Source organism: Staphylococcus sp. GDB9P120P (assembly GCF_017893435.1).
GTDB lineage: Bacteria > Bacillota > Bacilli > Staphylococcales > Staphylococcaceae > Staphylococcus > Staphylococcus cohnii.
The window spans coordinates 476052-497894 of sequence record NZ_JAESNB010000008.1; the positions used below are offsets into that span (position 1 = coordinate 476052).

Genomic DNA, 21843 nt, shown 5'->3' on the forward strand with positions numbered 1-21843 from the left:
CAACACCTCCAATTATTTATTTTTTCTATCTATCAGTACTGCAATGATAATAACGACACCTTTTACCACTTGTTGGTAAAATGAAGATACACCTAGTAAATTCAAACCATTGTTCAAAACACCAATAATTAACACACCAATTAATGTTCCAACAATACGACCTTTACCACCAGTTAAAGAAGTTCCTCCTAGTACAACTGCTGCAATGGCATCCAATTCATAGGACATCCCTGCTGTTGGTTGTGCTGAATTTAAACGTGAAGTTAAAATTGATCCTGCCATAGCTGACATTAAGCCGGCTAAACTATAAATCATTATTTTGATTTTATTAACTTTAATTCCTGAAATAAATGCTGCTTTTTCATTACCACCCATAGCATAAGTCTGTCTACCAAATACGGTTTTATGTAGCACAATATATAATATGATAAATGTAATAAACATTGTGACAGCTGGTACTGGAATACCTAAAAAATAGCCCCTACCAAATAATTGAAATGCATAACTACCATTTAAATTTGTAATGGGATTTCCATCTGTAATGACAAGCGTTAGTCCCCTAAATACAGTCATTGTAGCTAGTGTTGCAATGAAAGGTGCCATTTTACCTATCGTGATGAGTAAGCCGTTCACAGCTCCCAAAATCGCACCAAATATACAACCCATGAATAAAGCTACAATAGAATCCATACCTGAAACCATTAAAATCGCTACAAAAGCACTAGATAACGCTAACGTTGAACCTACTGATAAATCAATGCCTCCAGTCAATATTACGAAAGTCATGCCAAATGCAATCAAACCATTAATAGAAACTTGTCTTAATAAATTAAATAAGTTAGAAGGTTCTAAAAAAGCACTATTTAATATACTAATAATAACAACTAATAGTATTAACCCAATAAAAGGTATAATTTTTTCCAAATACGAATAAGAAAATGATAATTTAGACTGTTTCATTTAATTTTCCTCCTGTAGCTAAAGTCATAATACGTTCTTCTGTGATAGCTGAACCCTCTAATGTGCCTGCAATGGATCCTTCATGTACAACCGCAACTCTATCACTCATACCTATAATCTCTGGTAGTTCTGATGAAATCATAATAATAGACATACCTCGGTCAGTTAATTCATGCATCAATTGGTATATCTCACGTTTAGCACCTACATCAATGCCTCGGGTTGGTTCATCTAGTATTAACACGTGTGGTGCAGTCGCAATCCATTTAGCTAAAACTACTTTCTGTTGATTACCACCTGATAAATTGCCACAAGTATCTCCTATTTTGCCTTTAATATTTAAACGCTGAACCATTTGTTCTGAATATTGTTCCATAGCATGTTGTGTTAAAAAACCAGACCTTGAAAAACTTTTCAAAGCAGGTAATGTAATGTTTTCTAAAATTGAATCCTGTAAAACTAAACCTTCTTCTTTTCTATTTTCAGTGATAAAAGCCAGACCTTGTGAAATGGATTGGTTAGGATTTTGAATCTGTAATTGCTTATTGTTAAGTTTCACCGATTTATTCCCTTTATCTAAGCCAAAAAGTACTCTCATAATTTCTGAACGACCGGCACCCATCAAACCACTAAAACCAAGTATTTCACCTTTATGTAAATCAAAATGAATATGTTTTAAATGATGTTCAGCCGAATCCAAATTTTCAACAGAAAGCACAACATCACCTTGATGATATTGTCTAACAGGGTATTGATTATCTAAATCTCTACCAATCATAGATTTTACTATCTCAGCATGCGTCGTATTTTGAGTTTCTTTAGTTAATATCGAACGACCATCCCTCATTACTGTAATACGATCTGAGATTGCAAAAATTTCTTCCATTCTATGCGATATATATATAAAAGAAACGCCTTCTTTTTTTAAATTTTTGATTTGTTCAAACAACGTATTTATTTCGTTATTTGTCAGAGCTGCAGTAGGCTCATCCATGATAATGATTTTCGATTTTTCCATTAATGCTTTACTGATTTCGAGCATCTGTTGCATGCCGACTGATAAAGTACCTGCCATGCGGTTTAAATCGATATCAATATTTAATTTTTTGAAAATAGCCAAAGCACGTTGTTTCATTTTTTTATTATCAACAATGCCAAAAACTTTTGTTTCTTCTTTTCCTAAAAATAAATTTTCAAGCACTGTAAGATTTGGCCAAATATTTAATTCTTGCTGTATAAATGACACACCGTTTTGTTCAGCATCCATCGTATTTTTAAAATGAATAGGTTGACCGTTTTCTAAAACATTACCGCTATCAGCGTTATATACACCTGTTAATATTTTCATGAGCGTACTCTTACCTGCACCATTTTCACCCATTAACGCATGTATTTCTGCATCATTGATTTCAAAATCAACACCTCTTAAGACATCATTTTGACCAAATGATTTATGAATTTGATTCATCGTTATCATATTTTTCACCCCTTAAAATAAAACACCGCTTGATAAAATTGCATTAGCGTAAGGTGTCGCTTCACCTGTTCTTATAATTGCTTTAACATCCTTACTATACATTTTTAATTTTTCATGGGATTCCGTGACCATATCAATATTTTCAGCTAATAATTTCACATATAACTCACTATTTTGTTTTATCATTTCATTTGCAATGGTAAGCTGTTCAATTTTCATATGTGCTTTAACTAAATTAAATACTTCTTCAAATGAAGGGTGTCCAAAAGTTAATGCTAAATCTATTTTTTTAACACCATCTGGTACTAGTAATCCACAATCAGCAATGATAATTGTATCTGTATGCCCTAAATCACTTAATACCTTAGAAATTTCACTGTTCAAAATACCTGTTTTATACATTTAATTCCCCTTTCGTTAAATCATATTTTATGTAACCCGTTACATATCATTACTCAAATCTAATACTGCCTCTGCGTTTAGTTGATAACTTTAGCGTATTATCTTGTTGATTCACTACACAGTTTTTATTTAATTTCAATAAAATTGATACCGCTTGTTGTCCTAAAAAATACGCAGACTGATCAATAGTTGCAATTTGAGGAAACGTCATTGCAGAAAAAGGTATATTGTCATAACCCACAATTTGAATATCTTCAGGAACTTTCAATTGAAATTGCTGAATAAGTCCCATTGTTTCAATTGCAAGTACATCATTGCTACATATAATGCTATCAATATGTAAATCTTTAACTAATGAAATAAATGCACTTTTATTTTTTAAAGTCTCGGCTGAACAATCGTAATAACTTACATCATAATTGTTCAATTCTTGTTTAATGCCATCTATTCTCAATTTAAATGCCTCAATATTCAAATCTAAATGAAGAATCAAAATATTTTTTGGCTTACCTTCTAACACAAGCCGAGCTTGTAATTGTCCACCTTCAAAATGATTCATAGAAATACCATTACCTTCATCTTTAACACGATCTACAAATACATAATGAATACCTTGTGATACTAATAACTTTTCGATTTGATCATCAGCAAATGCTGTAGCAATCACGCCTACACAATTATAAGCATTGAAAGTAGATAGATAATCTTTAGCCTTATCAACATCGTTGTCACTATTGCCAATTAAAACTTGAAAACCATGCGCAAGCGCTATATCTTCAACACCTCTCGCTATCAATGTAAAAAAAGGATTACTGATATCTGGTAATAATAAACCAATCATTTTTGACTTGCGTTTATATAATGTACGTGCTGCTTCATTAGGTTGATAGTTAAGCTCATGAATCGCACGTTCAATTTGTGTTTTTGTTTGAGCTTTTACATATCCATTATTATTGATAACTCTAGATACCGTTGCTACAGAACAACCCGCTAATTTAGCTACCTCTTTTATTGTTACTATAAAAATCACCTCTATTTTTGTAACCGTTTTCATATTATCATAATAATTTATATTTTGGTAGTTTATTTGAAATTTTAATTTTTATATTACTTTATATCCCATGTTTTTATTAATTTATTTATATAGCACAAAAGCATTAGTTTATACTAATCGGACCAAAAATATAAATATCTTACCATTTTATAAACTATTGCGCTATTAGTTATATTAAATAAAGACGTACTCGAACCTTCATTACTTTTATTAAGTGATAGTTTCATCATTTTCTTGAAAACCGCAATTCTTTCACCTCATATAAATTTAAATAAAAAAGACTCATCCTGTTAATTCGGATAAGTCTTTAAAGTTGATATTGAACATTATGTCCACACTCATTAATATCTATTCTATAGTAGATATTTGATCTATATTTTCTATTGCCGTCACTTTTTCATTTGAATCAAAATATACTTTAACAGAAAAATGATTAGATGGATTATCATCATATATTATCGTGCGATTATGACTAGTAAATGTTCTTTGACCATGTACTTGAGCAAACGATTCAACAGTAACATTATCAGGAACAACAAAAATTCGTTGAACTTTATCATTTTTAAACAAAACTGCGATGTTACCATATTTATGTGCTTTCTCATTAGCAATTTGTATTATATTTTCACTATCACCAAAATATGTTTCAACTTTACGCTTGTGCATACCTTTTGAAATATGCATATAATGATTTCTTACATCACTATTCATGAAATTTTCACTGAATTGTTGCGATAATACATTAATCTTAGGTATTTTATACTTTGGATTTTTTTCCTTTTTAAATTTTTCATTTTGAGCAGATTGGTTCGAACCTTTGTAATTTGTGTGTATGGTATCATATAACGACTTAATTGATAACGTTAACGCAACTAAAAGCATTATTAATACCAAACAAACGATAACTTTTTTCATTTTTTCACCCCATTGCGCACACTGCAAGCATTAATATTTACATGTTACTACATAATCTTAAAATATTGAATGTATTTTAATAATATAACAAATGATAATAATTCAAATTACAAATATTAACTTTAATCTGATGTAAAAATACATTTAAGTTTCAAAATGAAATTAACTATATAAAATGTCAATTTTTATTCACATGAGATGATATTATAGTATTGAAAGCGTTTTCTATTGATGATATATTATATTTACACCTTGGACAAAGGGGTAACTAGAAATTCATAAATATAGTTAGAGTCAAAATGATATTTAGAAAGTATATAGTTAGTTTATTAAAAAGTAGTTAATAACTTCTCCGGCATTGACTACAAAAACCATTAAAAGCTATAACTCCAAAAAACAACCAACAATCATTAACGGGATTGTTGGTTGTTTTTTATTATTTTTTTCTAATTACGCGCATGACTTTTGTCATACTTACCCATAATGAATTACCTTTACGATATACTAAAAATCTTGGTTGCCAGTTGGGATTGAACTTTTCTTTATAACGTCTTAAACCTTGAAATCTATATAAGCCATTGAAATGCTCAAATATTCTACCAGCAAGTCTTTCTCTGTAAAATGAAAACGGTACTTTACCTACATTAGACAGTGTGGCCATGCCCATATTAAAGTATTGATAATGATTTGCTTTAGCCCATAATAGCATATGCAGATATAAACTATCCATCAGTGGTAAGGAAGCATCTGATTTCCAACGAATTAAATCAATAGATAATGTCGAATTGTCATTCACAGGCATAAATGTACAAAAACCAATAATAACTTTTTCTTTATCTCTAATGACTCCAATCGGCGCTTGTGATATATAATGTTCACTAAAATTCCCTACTGAAAATTGCATTTCTGTAGAACCTGATAACCAATCATCACTTATTTGTTTCAATTCATCAAATATGTTTTGTGAAAAAGGCGGTTCTAACATCTCAAAATTACAACCCAAATCTTCTAGTTTGTTCAAGGTAGCACGCAAACCGCGCTTCTTTTTTCCTGAAGTAGTGAAAGTTGATAAATCAATAATGGCTTCTTCACCTAATTTAAAAAATTGATTTCCAAAATCATGGTAAATTGACATATATTTGTCAGTTACTTGATAGAAAATAATATCGTAACCTAAATAGTGTGCTTCATTATAAAATGTTTCAAGCAACTCATGGAACGATGCACTATTTCCGATAGGATCACCCAAAACAATATATGCATTTCGTTTATAACGATACATCACAAATGCATCTTGCTGTTCATTAAAGAAAAACTTCTTATCACCACTATAAATTAGATGACTTAAATAATTCCCGCCAAATTTTTGAATGATTGTTTCACATTGCTCTAGATTGTGATCACTGCCTGCAGATTTAAATCTTGCTTCAAACCACCACACAATAACACTTACTATAATAACTACCGTAATAATTGTGAACCAAAAATAATATCTTAAAAGAGAGGTATCTACTTCTAAATGATAAATATCTAAAGTATAAAATGTATTCTTTATAAACACATGGTTAATGAACAACACTAGTGCGCCTATGATTACACTAGACAATAGTTTCGTATATCTAAATGGACGCTTTATGACGCGTGCGCTTCTATAAAATAAAACAAGCATTACGAACATAGTTATTAACCAACTCAAAAGAATCAAAGAAGGATAAGTATAAACTGTGACGCTAAATATAATGATGATTGAACAGATAGCGAACAAAAGTGCTCTCTTAGATAAATGATATACACCAATCACATTTAACAATAATAATAAACATGCACAAGTATGGATAGACGCTATAATATAATAAAACGCATGATTGTTACTATATAGCCCATCATAAATAATTGTAATGTTATTAAAGAAAAATAAAACACTCGTAAATAAAAGTAATAATGCAATGGAAAACGCTGGAATTCTTGTTAAAATATCTTTTTGATAAGATGCTAGAAGTGATGACATATCTTTGACAGGTATCATAATTTTAGAGTCATCCCAATAACGTTTTGCAGTATTTCTGAATTCAAATGTTGAGAGAATAAGTGCAATTAAAACAGGAAATAGGTAATAAGCTAACCTGTAGAGTAATAAAGCTAAAACAATTTTCTCTTCTGGAATGTTTAAACTTTTCAATCCTAGTAATAGTACCAAATCAAATGTGCCAAATCCTCCGGGAATGAAACTCATTAACCCAGATAAAGCGCCAATGATAAATATCCCCATGAATACAGGAAAATGCACATGTATACCAACAATTAATAGTGCCATGTACAACACTAAAGCAGCAATCATCCATTCAATACTAGAAACAATGGTACAATATATCCCAGTCAGTTTACTGTTTTTATTGACTGGTTTCCAAATTGTAAAGAAAATAAAGATCGGCAAAAATAATGCTACAATATACATTAACCATCTAACCCAAGGGAATGGACTAAATACATGCCTAACATCAAATACATGAAATACTACTAAAATAGAAAGCATACTCAAACCAGTCAACATAGAGATTAAAACAATAGAAATAGTGTGTAGTAATCCTTTTTTATCTTCCGTAGTATCTTTATATAATAAAAATCTTACGCTCGCTCCTATAAATCCTCCAAAACCCAATACTGCATTCAAAGCATTTACAATATATCCTATACGTACGGTTTTAACTAAAGAAATTTTCAAATGTAATACCTTAGCTAAAATTACATCATACATCGATAAAATCAATATGGCTAGGCCGCCACTCATAAACAACACAACCAACCATACACTATTAATATCTTTTATAGAATGAATCGTTTCTTTTAAATTTATATTCGCTAATTCTTTATATAACGTAAAAGCAACAAATATAAATAACGAAAGTGCAAATATAACTTTCATTATTGTTAATATTTTATTTCCTAACTTCTTTGACATGTGTTCACATCACTTTTCTATATTCATATAATATTTAAAATATAGCACAATTCTTATTTTTAATAAATAATTCTTATACATGTTATATATTACAATATTGTTAGACTCTGTATACTTCGTTTAAAAGTTTACACATGGAATCATCTTACAAACAAAATAAAAATGAGCAGAACGGGAAGCTAATTCACTTAAAATGAATATTTCATCCCATCTTGGCAATTATAAAAGAGACTGGAACATAAATCCCCATTCTCAAAATAAGAGGGCCAATCCTTAATATAGATTGGTCCTCTTTATATTTAAAATACTACGATTTTGATCGTGCATGCTTGCCTGGGGATATGGCTCGAGCCTGTAGTCTCTCGCCCATATCATTTCCCCGGGCGTCCGCACGTTACAAAATCGCTATAAGTGATGTGTTTTAAAACAATGGAAAAACTTTCGTATTTATTATTTAAAGAAGTAACTGTTTTATAATATTAAAACACATGATTTAACATATACAACTGCCAGAAATTTATAATTTTAATTTCACCAAATGATATAACTTAATATGATTACACATGATGGATGAGTCCATTTTATATAAAAATCTTACGATTTTGATTATGCATGCTTGCCTGGGATATGGCTCGAACCTGTAGTCTCTCGCTCATATCATTTCCCGGGCGTCCGCACGTTACAAAATCGCTATAAGTGATATGTCACGACATGTGAATGAAATCGTTGAAACAACCCCTAAAAATGTATTCGGTTAAAAAAGTAAACACGTCAAAAGAGAACTTGGATTTGTATTGATGGCACTTAATATTAGAAAAGTAATAGCTCAATAAGCTAGCAATAATCAAAACAATAATGAAAAAGACAATTTCTATATTATTTCAATAGAAATTGCCTTTTTTCACTTGACCAAGAACCTTATGTCTCAGCCTTTTAATACATTGTTTAAATTTTAAATCAACGAATTTCTTCATCAGAAGTAATTTCATATTCCCCTGCATCATCACCATAATATTTATTATAACGACGTTTGTACATGGTAAATAAATGCGAAACTAATACTTTCAATATCGCATAAGCTGGAATACCTAAAATAACACCGACAACACCTAATAAATTACCTGCACTTAGTAAGATGAATATAATTGTCAGTGGATGAATTTTCAATGTTTTACCCATGATATTCGGAGAAATGAAATGCCCTTCAATAAATTGAACAGCTGTCCAAACAACCACTAACTTCAGCAACATAATCGGTGAAGTAATTAAAGCAATTATAATTGCTGGTGAAATCGCAATCGTCGGACCAATATATGGAACAACACTTGTGACTGCAGCGATTGAAGCTAAAATTAAACTGTAGTCTAAACCGATGATACTATACCCAATAAATAATAATATACCAATACAAAACGATACGATAATTTGTCCTTGGATATAAGAACCAACTTGTAGACTCATTTTATCTAACAAATCATGAAAGTCTTTTCTAAATTTAGGCGGCATCAAGTTTGTTGAAAATTCTTTGAAGCGGTGCCCATCTTTTAACATAAAGAATAAAACAAATGGTGTTGTAGCAATCACAACGCCAACATTTACTAAAGCTTCAGCAAAATTTTTAACTTTAGAACTAAAACCATTAAAATAATCAGACACCATTGAAGGTAATTTTTTCGCCAATGAATCTAATTGATCTTGAATTTGTCCATAAAAATTAGAAATTAAAGAGTATTTCGTTACACTATCTATAAATTTATTAACCTTATCTACATAGTATGGGAAGTTATTTCCAAAACTTTTAAACTGAGCGCCAATCACAGGTATTAATAAATTAATAGCTAACGCAATCACACCAATAATGACTAAGAATAATATAATCACACCCCAAAGTCTTGATATATTATATCGTTCCATCAAATTAACTAATGGGTTAAATAAATAATATAATATAATCGATACAATGATCGGTGCTACAATTGTATTAAAAACAATTATAAATGGTTTGAAAATATAAGAAACTTGATCAAATATAAAAATAGCACAGCCAATAAATATCAATATAAGCAAAGCAAAAACTAAATCTTTGCCTCCTAAAAACTTCATAAAACGCGTTTCGGGGAAACTTAATTTTAACTTACTTTTCTTAGATTCCGTTTCTTGCTTTAAATTATCTTCATTTGACATAACATCACCAAACCTTATTTTTCAAAATATATTGATCTTTTAGCGCATAATAAAAAAATTATGCACTTTTGTGACACAATACATAACGTTTAATATTTAAAATAACTAATGTTAATCATAACACAATGACCATTTCCCAAACATATATTTTGTCATGTTTTATTAAAAATTAACTAAACACCCATAATTCATAATAACAACTACAAATAAAAAATGTATTGGACTAAAATATTACAGTGTATATTAAAAAGCAGTAATATAAAATCAAATGTTTAACATAACTTTATATTACTGCCTATATATAAATTAATATTAAAGAAAATATGATAATGAAGAAACATTTAAATCTTTGCACTAATATTTAAACAAGATTATTTTTTCTTCATTCCCCAACTCTCAATACCGAACAAGTTGATTTCTAACTCTTCAGGTTTAAATACAGGCTTTTTGCCGGCTTTACGTTGACGTTGGTAATCATTCATAACTGCGAAAGCAATGTTAGATAAACCAATAATAGCTACTAAGTTGACAATCGCCATTAGACCCATGAATACATCTGCCGTACTCCATACCGTTTCAGTTTTCACAACTGCGCCAACGAAGACAAGTACAACAACTAAACATCTGAAAATAAATAATACAGTTTTATTTTCCCATAAAAATTCCATGTTCGATTGACCATAATAATAATTACCGATAACGGAAGAAAATGCAAATAAAGTAATCGCAATCGTTAAGAAAATACCACCTGCACTACCTAAATGTTCATTCAATGCAGATTGTGTAACTGCAACGCCTTGTGCTGCATTCTCTCCAAATTCCAATCCAGTATATAATAAAATCATTATCGCCGTTGCCGTACATACTAACATCGTATCAAAGAATACGCCTAATGATTGGATCAAACCTTGTTTAACTGGGTGTGGCGCAGCAGCTGTAGCAGCAGCATTTGGCGCAGAACCCATACCAGCTTCGTTTGAGAACAAACCACGTTTAATACCTTGAAGAACAGCTGCACCAACAGCGCCTCCAGTTGCTTGTTCAAATCCAAAAGCATTTTTAACTATAGTTGCAATCATTGGTATGATTTGATCATAGTTGAATATTAATATTACAGCAACTAAACCTATATAAATAATTGCCATCACAGGCACAATTATAGAAGATAATGTTGCAATACTTCTTACGCCTCCAAATATAATAATAGCAGTAACAATAGCTAAGATTATACCAGTAACAATAGGGCTTACATTATATTGCGTTTTTAATGATTCAGCTATTGTGTTTGATTGTACTGTATTAAAAACAAATGCAAATGTCACTGTAATTAATACCGCAAAAACAACACCTAACCATTTTTGGTTGAGTCCTTTAGTTATGTAATAAGCTGGTCCACCACGATAACCACCTTCTTCATCAGGCACCTTATACACTTGCGCAAGCGTCGCTTCAATAAATGCACTGGCTGCTCCGATAAAAGCAATAATCCACATCCAGAATACTGCACCAGGGCCTCCTAATACAATTGCTGTCGCAACACCGGCAATATTACCAGTACCAACACGAGAACCTGCACTAATTGCAAATGCTTGGAATGGTGAAATACCTTTTTTTCCATTTTCTAATGTTTCAGGTTTTTCTCCAATTGCTCGAAACATTTCCGGTATCCATCTTAATTGTACGAACTTAGATCCAATGGTAAAAAATATACCTGCTGTAATTAAAAGTCCAATTAAGTATTGTGACCAGATTAAATCATTCCCGACTTGAACAAATGCTTTGAACCAATCCGGAATCAAACTATCAAAATTGCTCAATTTAATCCCTCTCATCTATACAAATTAATTTTCATAGTAAAATCAAGAGATTTATAGTTTCATTCATGTTTATAAACAAAATCCAATGCTTATGTAGACATGAAAATAAATGAATCGGTAAAGTACTTATCATCAAGCATTGCACAGTACCTTTTCACATTACTATAAATCTCTTGCTTCATTTTTGTTACACCTAATAGGTATTTTATCATTATATTGTTGTATTTTCTAACAAAATTTTAAAACTTGTGTTATTTAACGATCATATTAACAACTTCACCAAATTCTTTAACATCTACTACAAAGCTACCATTGGTATATTGTTCCGATAAATGAATATCTTTAATATTGCCGCTTTCTTCATGTTGTTTTGAATATACTGTATAAGTTGTATGATCCGGCTGAACAACGTTAGCTGCTACGATGCGATGCGGTGTTTTTTTAAGCTCTTTTAATAATGTGATACCGCGTTGTGCACGTTTAGCTTTTTGTAAAATATTAAATCTTATGCGTTTTAATGAACCACGTTGAGTCGCCATCAAGATCGTGTTATTTTCATTAACGATTTGTGTTAACACAACATAGTCCTCACTTTTAAGGTTAATCGATTTAACACCAGCGGCTCTTAGTCCAGTATCTGATAACTCTTCACTACTGTAAGTTAATGACATCCCTTTGTGTGTTAAAACAGTAATCGTTTGTGGTTCATCTAATCTCATTACATTGATCACTTCATCATTATCTTTTAGTTTCATAGAGACAAGTGGTTTATTGTATCTTGATGTTTTAAACATAGAGACATTACTTTTCTTAATCATGCCATTTCGCGTAGCTAAAATATAAAATACATCTGGTTTAAAATCACTTTCACAATAAACATCTATAACATGCTCGCCTTCATCAATAGGCACAATCTGTGATACATGTTGTCCTAAATCTTTCCACTTAATCTCTGAAAGTTTATGAACTGGTATATAAAGATGTCTGCCTTTATTAGTGAATACTAATGCTGTATCTAATGTATTTACTTCTTGATATTTGAGCATTGTATCCCCATCTTTTACACCTAGCTCTTCTACACCACTGGCATTAAAGCTACGTAACGATGTTCGTTTTATGTAACCATGTTTCGTAATACTCATAATCACATTTTCGCTTGGCACCATGACCTCTTTGTCAATTTTGATTTCACTGATTTCAGCTTCTATAGTAGATAAACGTTGTTGTTTATATTTATTTTTTATTTCTCCCAATTCTTCTTTGATAACATTCAACAAAGCATCATGGTTATCTAAAATATTTTTTAAATGTGCAATTTTAGCTTTTAATTCATCATGTTCTTCTTGTAATTGTACTATATCTGTATTTGTCAGACGATATAGTTGCAACGTAACAATAGCTTCAGCTTGTGCTTCTGTAAAATCAAACTCAGAAACCAAATTATCTTTAGCATCTTTTTTATTTTTTGAATTTCTAATGAGTTTGATAACTTCATCTAAAATTGACAAAGCTTTCATTAGACCTTCTACAATATGCATTCTACTTTCTGCATTATCTAATTCAAAACGTGTACGCTTAGTAACTACATCAATCTGATGATTGAGATAACTGTCTATAAATTGACGAATACCCATAAGAAGTGGACGACCGTCACTGATTGCTACCATATTAAAATTATATGCAACTTGTAAGTCTGTGTTTTTATATAAAAAATTAGCAACCGCTTCGCTATTGACATCTTTCTTTAATTCAATGGCAATTCGCAGCCCTGTACGGTCTGTTTCGTCACGTACTTCTACAATACCATCTACTTTTTTATCTGCTCGCAGTTCATCCATCTTTTTAACAAGTGAACTTTTGTTAACTTCATAAGGTAATTCAGTAACGATGAGTTCTTTTCTACCATTTCTCAATTCTTCGACATCGACTTTAGAGCGAACAACAATTTTACCTTTTCCTGTTTCATAAGCTTTCTTAATACCATCAATCCCTTGAATAATACCACCTGTAGGAAAATCGGGACCTTTGATATACTTCATCAACTGACTTACAGTGATGTTGGGATTATCTATATACTTCAATGTTGCTTGAATAACTTCAGCGAGATTATGCGGAGGTATATCCGTAGCATAACCTGAAGATATGCCTGTACTTCCATTGATTAACAAATGTGGCAGTCTAGCAGGTAATACCATTGGTTCCATTGTCGTATCATCGTAGTTAGGCATAAATGGTACAGTTTCTTTATTAATATCTCTTAATAACTCTTCTGATATTCTGCTTAATTTCGCTTCAGTATAACGCATAGCAGCTGCTGGGTCGTTATCAATACTACCATTATTACCTTGCATTTCTATCAGAACATGTCGCAGTTTCCAATCTTGACTCAAACGAACCATCGCATCATATACAGATAAATCACCATGAGGGTGATATTGTCCGATAACATCACCGACAGTTTTTGCACTTTTACGGAAATTTTTATCAAATGTATTACCACTAGAATACATAGCGTATAAAATACGTCTTTGAACAGGTTTAAGCCCATCACGAACATCTGGTAATGCACGCTCTTGAATGATGTATTTACTATATCTACCAAATCGGTCGCCAATAACATCTTCCAGCGACAAATCTTGAATTATTTCACTCAATTCATTTCCTCCTCATCAGAATAATCCTGCTCTAGTATTTGAATTTCATTGTTATCCAGAATGCTTTGATCTTCTTGAAGACCAAATTCAACATGTTTTTCAATCCATTCACGTCTAGGAGCTACTTTGTCTCCCATTAAAGTTGTTACGCGTTTCGATGAACGTAATTCATCATCAACTTGTACTCGAATCAGCGTTCTTGTATCTGGGTTCATTGTTGTTTCCCATAATTGATCAGCGTTCATTTCCCCTAAACCTTTATAACGCTGTAAACTAAATCCTTTACCTAATTTCTTTTGTAGTTTTTCTAATTCTTCATCTGTCCATGCATATTCTATTTTCTTAGAAGCACCCTTACCTTTTTCCAGTTTGTACAATGGAGGTAATGCTATAAATACTCTACCTGCTTCTACTAAAGGTTTCATATATTTAAAGAAGAATGTTAATAAAAGCACTTGAATATGTGCGCCATCCGTATCCGCATCTGTCATTATAATTACACGATTGTAATTGCTATCTTCTAATTTAAATTCATTACCTACACCAGCACCTATTGTGTGGATAATCGTATTAATCTCTTCATTTTTAAAAATATCTTCTAAGCGTGCTTTTTCAGTATTTATAACTTTACCTCTTAAAGGTAAAATTGCTTGATATTTCCGGTCACGCCCCAATTTTGCAGAACCACCAGCTGAATCACCCTCAACTAAATACAATTCTTTTTTCTCTGTATTCTTACTTTGCGCAGGTGTTAACTTTCCGGATAATAATGTATCTTTTCGTTTGTTTTTCTTACCTGAACGCGCATCTTCTCTTGCTTTACGTGCTGCTTCTCTTGCTTGTTGGGCTTTTAATGCTTTTTTAACGAGGGTTTTTGACAATTGTCCTTTTTCTTCTAAATAATAAGGTAATTTTTCAGATACAACTGAATCTACTGCACTTCTGGCTTCAGGTGTACCTAATTTAGACTTAGTTTGCCCTTCGAATTGTAATAATTCCTCAGGTATACGAATTGAAATAATCGCAGTCAAACCTTCTCTTATATCATTACCATCTAGGTTCTTATCTTTTTCTTTCAATTCATTAATACGTCTAGCATAATCATTAAACACTCTCGTCATTGCTGTTTTAAAGCCAACTTCATGAGTGCCGCCATCTTTAGTACGCACATTATTGACAAAACTCAAGATGCTTTCCGAATATTGATCATTATACTGAAATGCAACCTCTACTTCTATATCATTAGCAGTGCCAGCAAAGTTTGCTACATCGTGTAACACTTCTTTACCTTCATTTACATAACTCACAAATTCTTTTATACCATCTTCATAGTGGAAAACATCTTCTCTTTCTTTGCCAGCTCTCAAATCTTTAAGTGTAATTCTAAGATTTTTAAGCAAAAATGCTGATTCTTGTAAACGTTCGCTCAACACATCATAGTTAAAAGATGTTGCTGATTTGAAAATTTCAGCATCTGGTTTAAAGGTAACTTTAGTACCTGTTTTTCTAGTTTTACCTTGCTTTTCTAATCCAGTAGCTGGTACACCACCATGACTAAATAGCTGTTTATAGATAGCACCATCTCTGTATATTTCTACTTCTAACCATTCACTTAATGCATTTACAACTGATGCACCTACACCGTGTAGACCACCTGAAGTTTTATATCCGCCTTGTCCAAATTTACCGCCTGCATGAAGTACTGTAAATATTACTTGAACAGTAGGTTTACCCGATGTATGAATTCCGGTTGGCATCCCACGTCCATCATCTTCTATAGTAATACTTTCGTCCTTATTTATTGTCACTAATATTTCATTACCAAAACCGTTTAATACTTCATCGACGGAATTATCGACAACTTCATACACTAAATGATGTAATCCTCTTTTATCGGTAGAACCAATATACATACCAGGTCTTTTTCTTACGGCTTCTAACCCTTCCAAAACCTGAATGGAATCATCCGAATATTTATTTTGTTTGTTCATTGCCAATCGTTTCGCCCTCCTACAAACGTACGTTCGTTTTTAAAACTATACATTAGTTATTCTTATATAAATCTTGATAAATTGCAAGTATCAAATTAATATTTAAACCGTGTTTTACTACAGTTATAAATTTTTATTCGTCTAACCGAGGTCATATATGGTAAAATAATTTTAATGTCATTAAAGGATGTGGATTATGTATGGTGATGATAATTATCATGTTAATTTTAAGTTATCTCATTGGTGCTTTCCCAAGTGGCTATGTAATAGGTAAATTATTTTTCAAAAAAGATATTAGACAATTTGGTAGTGGGAATACAGGAGCAACAAACAGTTTTAGAGTATTAGGAAAACCTGCAGGATTCCTTGTTACATTTTTAGATATATTTAAAGGGTTTATTGTTGTGTTCTTACCACTATGGTTACCAGTGCATGCAGACGGTGCTATTAGTACATTTTTCACAAATGGACTCATCGTAGGCGCATTCGCTATTCTGGGTCATGTTTATCCAGTTTACCTTGGATTTAAAGGTGGAAAAGCGGTTGCCACAAGTGCTGGTGTTATACTTGGAATCAATCCTATATTATTACTCATTTTAGCAGCGATTTTCTTCGGCATACTTTATTTAACAAAGTATGTATCACTATCGAGTATCATAGCATCAATCTGTTGTGTAATCGGTGCACTATTAATTCGAGATTATATCTTACTAGTCGTGAGTATCGGTGTAGGCGTTCTATTAATATTTAGACATCGAACTAATATTGTTAGAATATTTAAAGGCGAAGAACCAAAAATTAAATGGATGTAACTATTACAAAAGTCATTAGCAATCAATAACAAAAATAGCAAACATACTCAGACTGGGACAATCTAATGCCTCAGCTACTGATAAGTAAAAATGAATGTCTGGCTAATAGAAAATGATGGAACATAAACCTATTCATTAGTCAGTTTTCCTTATAGTGAAGCAGAAATCTTTAAAATAGACTTCTGCTTCACTATTTTTTTATTCATTAAATTAAAGATTTATAGCTCAGACTATCATTATACTATTAATTTTTACTTATTATAATCCAAGTTAAGCGTATGAATTAAATCTTGTCTCAAAATCAGCATTTTAAAACATTATTTATAAAACATAACTTAACATTTGTGGAATAAATGCACTTCTCTTAATTCTACATTCATAAGCAATAACATCTATCGTTCATTTACTATTATTTTAATTATAATCCTTATATTCATTATGCCACACTAATCTACAACGTGGTTAAATATCTTCGTTTTCACTCTGAAACATGATTGAACAATTTGAATTCAAAGAAAATTATACTTAAATATGATATACTACTTTTATTATTACTCAAAATTGGGTAATAAATATAGTACTAATTTAAAAATTAGTAACCAATGGTCACAAGCTATAACTTGTGAAATGAGAGGGGACTTTTATTATGGATATAAAACTTTCAGATAACGCTGTATCTTGGTTTAAAGATGAACTTGATTTACCTGAAGATAACAAAGTCTTACAATTTTTCGTTCGCTATGGTGGAGAATTCCAATTAAAACAAGGATTTAGCCCTGCATTTAGTGTTGATCAAAAAGATGATGTAGAAATTGGTTACGAAAACCATTTCGATGGCTTAGATGTAGTGATTGCCGAAAAAGACTTATGGTATTTTGAAGACCATGATTTATTCATAGACGTCAATGATAGTGTCGATGAAATTGCTTATTCTGCTAAATAATAATAGAACTCAAAACACATAACACAATATATAATTCATATAAAAATATATACTTAAAAAGAGCCTGGTTTCATTCCAGGCTCTTTTTATCAATCATCTTTATCATTCTTTTGTACACTTGAAAAACATATGGCAAATGAATTAATGTATATAAATACAAATACCATACATTGAATTATGCATTTATACATCTAACTAAATTAAAGCATGCCATTTTCTACTTCAAATGTTTCTCCAGCTTGATTTCTTTTATCTACTTCTGCATACATAGCATGCCATTCTGGAAAATATCTATCTAATCTAATAGGCTTAAAGTTATCCTTCCTAATACAAGTCAAAACAGTTGAACCTGTAGTAGCTAATTCGCCAACCTCGTTGTACACTTCATAACGATAAATTGATCTTAAACGTGTATATTTTTCAACCCATGTTTTAATTTTAACAGTTTCAGGATATTGTATCGTTTTTATATATTTAATATCTAAATCTGTAACAGGAGAAATAATACCAGATTCTTCCATTGCTTTATAGCTAAAACCTAATTTTGATATATAATCTGTGCGTGCAACCTCAAACCATGTTGGATAATTACCGTGATAAATAACACCCATTTGATCTGTTTCTGCATAACGTGAAGGAATTTCTGTAATACTATAAATCATTATAAACGTCCTCTTTTCAATTGTTCGAATTACTTATATATAAATATTAACATAAAAATGAAAGCAAGGCAGAAAACACATTTTAAAATCATTTCCACAGACTTAACTAGAAAAAGTTAAATGTTTAGCGTTCACAAATAAAATAAGGCTGAGACACAAAAGATTGTCTCAGCCTTATTTTTGTTCAGAATAAACAATTAATTTGCTAATTTATTTCTTAATACTAATTGTAAAATGCCGCCATGACGATAGTAATCAATTTCTACATGTGAATCGAAACGTGCAACTGCTTCGAAGTCAACAACTTCTCCATTTTCTTTTTTAGCAGTTACTTTCACTAAATCATGTGGTTTTACATTTTCATCGATGTCAACAGAAATAGTTTCTGTACCATCTAAACCTAGGCTATCTGCAGATTCACCATCTTTGAATTGTAAAGGTAGTACACCCATCATAACTAAGTTAGAACGGTGGATACGTTCATAACTTTGAGCGATTACAGTTTTAACACCTAGTAAATTTGTACCTTTAGCAGCCCAGTCACGGGAAGAACCCATTCCGTAGTCATTTCCGGCTAATACTACTAAACCAGTACCATCTTCTTTATATTTCATTGCCGCATCATATATAGGCATTTGTTCACCAGTAGGCCAGTAAGTAGTGAAACCACCTTCTGTACCTGGTGCTAATTGGTTTTTAATACGAATATTAGCAAAAGTACCACGAACCATTACCTCATGGTTACCACGACGAGAACCATAAGAGTTAAATTGACGAATAGGTACGTCATGATCTAGTAAATATTTACCTGCTGGCGTATCTTTGCCGATAGCACCCGCTGGAGAAATATGGTCAGTCGTAACTGAATCTCCAAATTTACCCATAATACGTAAATTATTTAATGATTTAATATCATTTGGTTCTTTAGATAAATTTTGGAAGAATGATGGATTTTGAATATAAGTTGATTCTGGATCAAAATCATACAACGGTTGATCTGTTACATCGATTTCATTCCACATTTCATTGTTGTTATAAACAGTTTCATATTCTTCTTTAAACAATTCAGGTGTAACGACACTATCTACAGTATCTGCTACTTCTTTAATTGTTGGCCAAATATCTTTTAGATAGATATCTTCACCATTTTTTCCTTTACCTAATGGCTCATTTTGTAAATCAATATCAACTGTACCTGCAAGTGCATATGCAACTACTAATTGAGGTGATGCTAAATAGTTAGCTTTTACTAATGGATGAATACGTCCTTCAAAGTTACGGTTACCTGATAAAACAGATGTTACAAGTAAATCTTCTTCAGCAATCGCTTTTTCGATTTCTTCTAATAATGGGCCTGAGTTACCGATACAAGTTGTACAACCGTACCCTACTAAATTAAATCCTAAGTCATCTAAATATTCTTGTAATCCAGAATCTCTTAAATAACCTGTAACAACTTTAGAACCCGGAGCTAATGAAGTTTTAACATATTCAGGTACTTTTAAGCCTTTTTCAACTGCATTTCTAGCTACCAAGCCAGCACCCAACATAACATATGGATTTGACGTATTCGTACATGATGTAATTGCTGCAATCGCAAGGTCACCTGTAGTCATTTGTGTTTTAGATCCATCTTTAAATTCAATTGTTGCTGTTTTATCAAATTCACTTTCATCAAAACCATGACCTTGGTTACCAGCAGGTGCAGTAACAGATTTTTCAAATTCTTCTTTCATATCACTTAAGAAGATTAAATCTTGAGGTCGTTTAGGACCTGAAAGTGAAGCTTCAACTGTAGCTAAATCTAATTCAACCACATCTGTATAATCTGGTTCATCTTTATCAGCAGTAAAGAACATATTGTTTTCTTCTAAATATTTTTCAACTAATTCAATTTGTTCTTCTGAACGACCAGTTAAACGTAAATATTTTAAAGATTCTTTATCTACAGGGAAGAAACCACAAGTTGCACCATATTCAGGCGCCATATTTGCGATTGTAGCTCTATCTGCTAATGGTAGATGTTCTACACCTGGGCCAAAGAACTCAACAAATTTACCAACAACGCCTTTTTTACGTAATTCTTGAGTTACACGTAAGGCTAAATCCGTTGCAGTAGCACCTTGAGGTAGCGCATTAGATAATCTTACACCAATTACTTCAGGAATTGGGAAATAAGAAGGTTGACCAAGCATACCAGCTTCGGCTTCAATACCACCTACACCCCAACCTAATACACCTAGACCATTAATCATAGTTGTATGTGAGTCAGTTCCTACTAATGTATCTGGAAAAGCAACTGTTTCTCCGTCTACTTCACGTGCGTGAACAACGTTTGCTAAGTACTCTAGGTTAACTTGGTGTACAATACCAGTTGCTGGTGGAACAGCACTATAGTTAGCAAATGCTTTAGTAGCCCAATTTAAGAATTGATAACGTTCGTAGTTTCTTTCAAATTCTAATTTCATATTTCTTTCTAGCGCATCTGGATTCGCATAGCTATCTACTTGAACTGAGTGATCAATAACTAAATCCACTGGCACTTCTGGATTAATTTTATTTAAATCTCCCCCAACATCATTCATAGCTTTACGTAATGACGCTAAGTCAACAACTGCAGGTACACCAGTGAAATCTTGTAAAATTACACGAGATGGTTTGAAAGGCACCTCACCTACTGTACCTTTATTGAATTCAGACAATGCTTTAATGTGATCTTCAGAAATAACAAATCCATCTTCTTGTCTCAATTCAGATTCTAATAAAACTCTTATCGAATATGGTAATTTGGATATTTTAGTTAAACCTTGTTCTTCTAAAGTTTTTAAATCATAGTATGTGTATGATTTCCCATTTAGCTCGAATGACTTTTTCGCTTGCTCTTTTAAATTAGAAGCCATATAAATCCCCCTTGAAATTTTTAGTAATTATATGCCGTTAATTAAATTGTATAATTATATGTAACTTAAAACAACTACCTACCATTATAAACATCTATAATTTAGATTTGAAT

The 21843-nt window shown here is 31.7% G+C and carries 14 protein-coding genes and 1 pseudogene; 3 read left to right on the top strand and 12 right to left on the bottom strand.

Annotation, left to right across the window (positions count from 1 at the left end; all coding sequences use genetic code 11):
• Positions 1–12: 12 nt before the first annotated feature.
• The 6 genes from KA856_RS07535 to mprF form a co-directional block, all read right to left on the bottom strand.
• Positions 13–960 carry an ABC transporter permease subunit gene (locus tag KA856_RS07535; protein ID WP_107386069.1) on the bottom strand — a complete coding sequence of 316 codons (948 nt, stop codon included), beginning with the start codon at positions 958–960 and terminating at the stop codon, positions 13–15.
• A complete protein-coding gene (locus tag KA856_RS07540; protein ID WP_107386068.1) occupies positions 947–2437 on the bottom strand; it encodes a sugar ABC transporter ATP-binding protein in 1491 nt (496 codons plus the stop codon). Before KA856_RS07540 ends, KA856_RS07535 begins: the two co-directional genes overlap by 14 nt.
• A gap of 12 nt (positions 2438–2449) precedes the next feature.
• Positions 2450–2839 (bottom strand): D-ribose pyranase, encoded by a 390-nt coding sequence (gene rbsD / locus KA856_RS07545; protein ID WP_107386067.1) that lies wholly within the window; start codon positions 2837–2839, stop codon positions 2450–2452.
• A gap of 49 nt (positions 2840–2888) precedes the next feature.
• The gene (locus tag KA856_RS07550) at positions 2889–3893 is read right to left on the bottom strand and encodes a LacI family DNA-binding transcriptional regulator (RefSeq protein ID WP_182467354.1); all 1005 of its coding nucleotides are present in this window, start codon (positions 3891–3893) and stop codon (positions 2889–2891) included.
• A gap of 348 nt (positions 3894–4241) precedes the next feature.
• Complete coding sequence (locus KA856_RS07555) at positions 4242–4808, bottom strand: hypothetical protein (RefSeq protein ID WP_107386066.1); 567 nt, start codon at positions 4806–4808, stop codon at positions 4242–4244.
• A 436-nt stretch (positions 4809–5244) separates the two neighbouring features.
• The gene (gene mprF / locus KA856_RS07560) at positions 5245–7767 is read right to left on the bottom strand and encodes a bifunctional lysylphosphatidylglycerol flippase/synthetase MprF (protein ID WP_107386065.1); all 2523 of its coding nucleotides are present in this window, start codon (positions 7765–7767) and stop codon (positions 5245–5247) included.
• A 773-nt stretch (positions 7768–8540) separates the two neighbouring features.
• On the opposite strand from mprF, the pseudogene KA856_RS07565 reads away from it, so the two are divergent.
• Positions 8541–8723 (top strand): annotated as a pseudogene (locus KA856_RS07565) (IS5/IS1182 family transposase); the annotation flags it as partial.
• A 1-nt stretch (position 8724) separates the two neighbouring features.
• Here the strand turns inward: KA856_RS07565 and KA856_RS07570 are convergent.
• The 4 genes from KA856_RS07570 to parE all read right to left on the bottom strand — a co-directional run bounded on the left by KA856_RS07570 (position 8725) and on the right by parE (position 16413).
• On the bottom strand, positions 8725–9951 hold the full coding sequence (locus KA856_RS07570) for an AI-2E family transporter (RefSeq protein WP_107386064.1): 1227 nt from the start codon (positions 9949–9951) through the stop codon (positions 8725–8727).
• 371 nt (positions 9952–10322) lie between these two features.
• Entirely contained in the window at positions 10323–11768 is a 1446-nt protein-coding gene (alsT, locus tag KA856_RS07575) for a glutamine transporter AlsT (protein WP_107386597.1), read from the bottom strand.
• Positions 11769–12019: 251 nt separating this feature from the next.
• Positions 12020–14422, bottom strand: coding sequence for a DNA topoisomerase IV subunit A (gene parC / locus KA856_RS07580; protein ID WP_210138587.1), 2403 nt, complete (start codon positions 14420–14422; stop codon positions 12020–12022).
• Positions 14419–16413: a DNA topoisomerase IV subunit B gene (gene parE / locus KA856_RS07585; protein ID WP_182467393.1), complete on the bottom strand. Its 1995-nt coding sequence runs from the start codon at positions 16411–16413 to the stop codon at positions 14419–14421. The genes parC and parE overlap by 4 nt, the downstream gene beginning before the upstream one ends.
• Before the next feature lie 203 nt (positions 16414–16616).
• On the opposite strand from parE, the gene plsY reads away from it, so the two are divergent.
• Together plsY and KA856_RS07595 are read left to right on the top strand one after the other, a co-directional pair.
• The gene (plsY, locus tag KA856_RS07590; protein WP_107385380.1) at positions 16617–17225 is read left to right on the top strand and encodes a glycerol-3-phosphate 1-O-acyltransferase PlsY; all 609 of its coding nucleotides are present in this window, start codon (positions 16617–16619) and stop codon (positions 17223–17225) included.
• 646 nt (positions 17226–17871) lie between these two features.
• A complete protein-coding gene (locus KA856_RS07595) occupies positions 17872–18168 on the top strand; it encodes a HesB/YadR/YfhF family protein (protein WP_019467977.1) in 297 nt (98 codons plus the stop codon).
• Between the two features lie 200 nt (positions 18169–18368).
• On the opposite strand, the gene menI is transcribed toward KA856_RS07595, so the two are convergent.
• Complete coding sequence (gene menI, locus KA856_RS07600) at positions 18369–18830, bottom strand: 1,4-dihydroxy-2-naphthoyl-CoA hydrolase MenI (protein WP_107384939.1); 462 nt, start codon at positions 18828–18830, stop codon at positions 18369–18371.
• A gap of 197 nt (positions 18831–19027) precedes the next feature.
• Positions 19028–21730: an aconitate hydratase AcnA gene (gene acnA, locus KA856_RS07605; protein ID WP_107386646.1), complete on the bottom strand. Its 2703-nt coding sequence runs from the start codon at positions 21728–21730 to the stop codon at positions 19028–19030.
• Between the last annotated feature and the right edge of the window lie 113 nt (positions 21731–21843).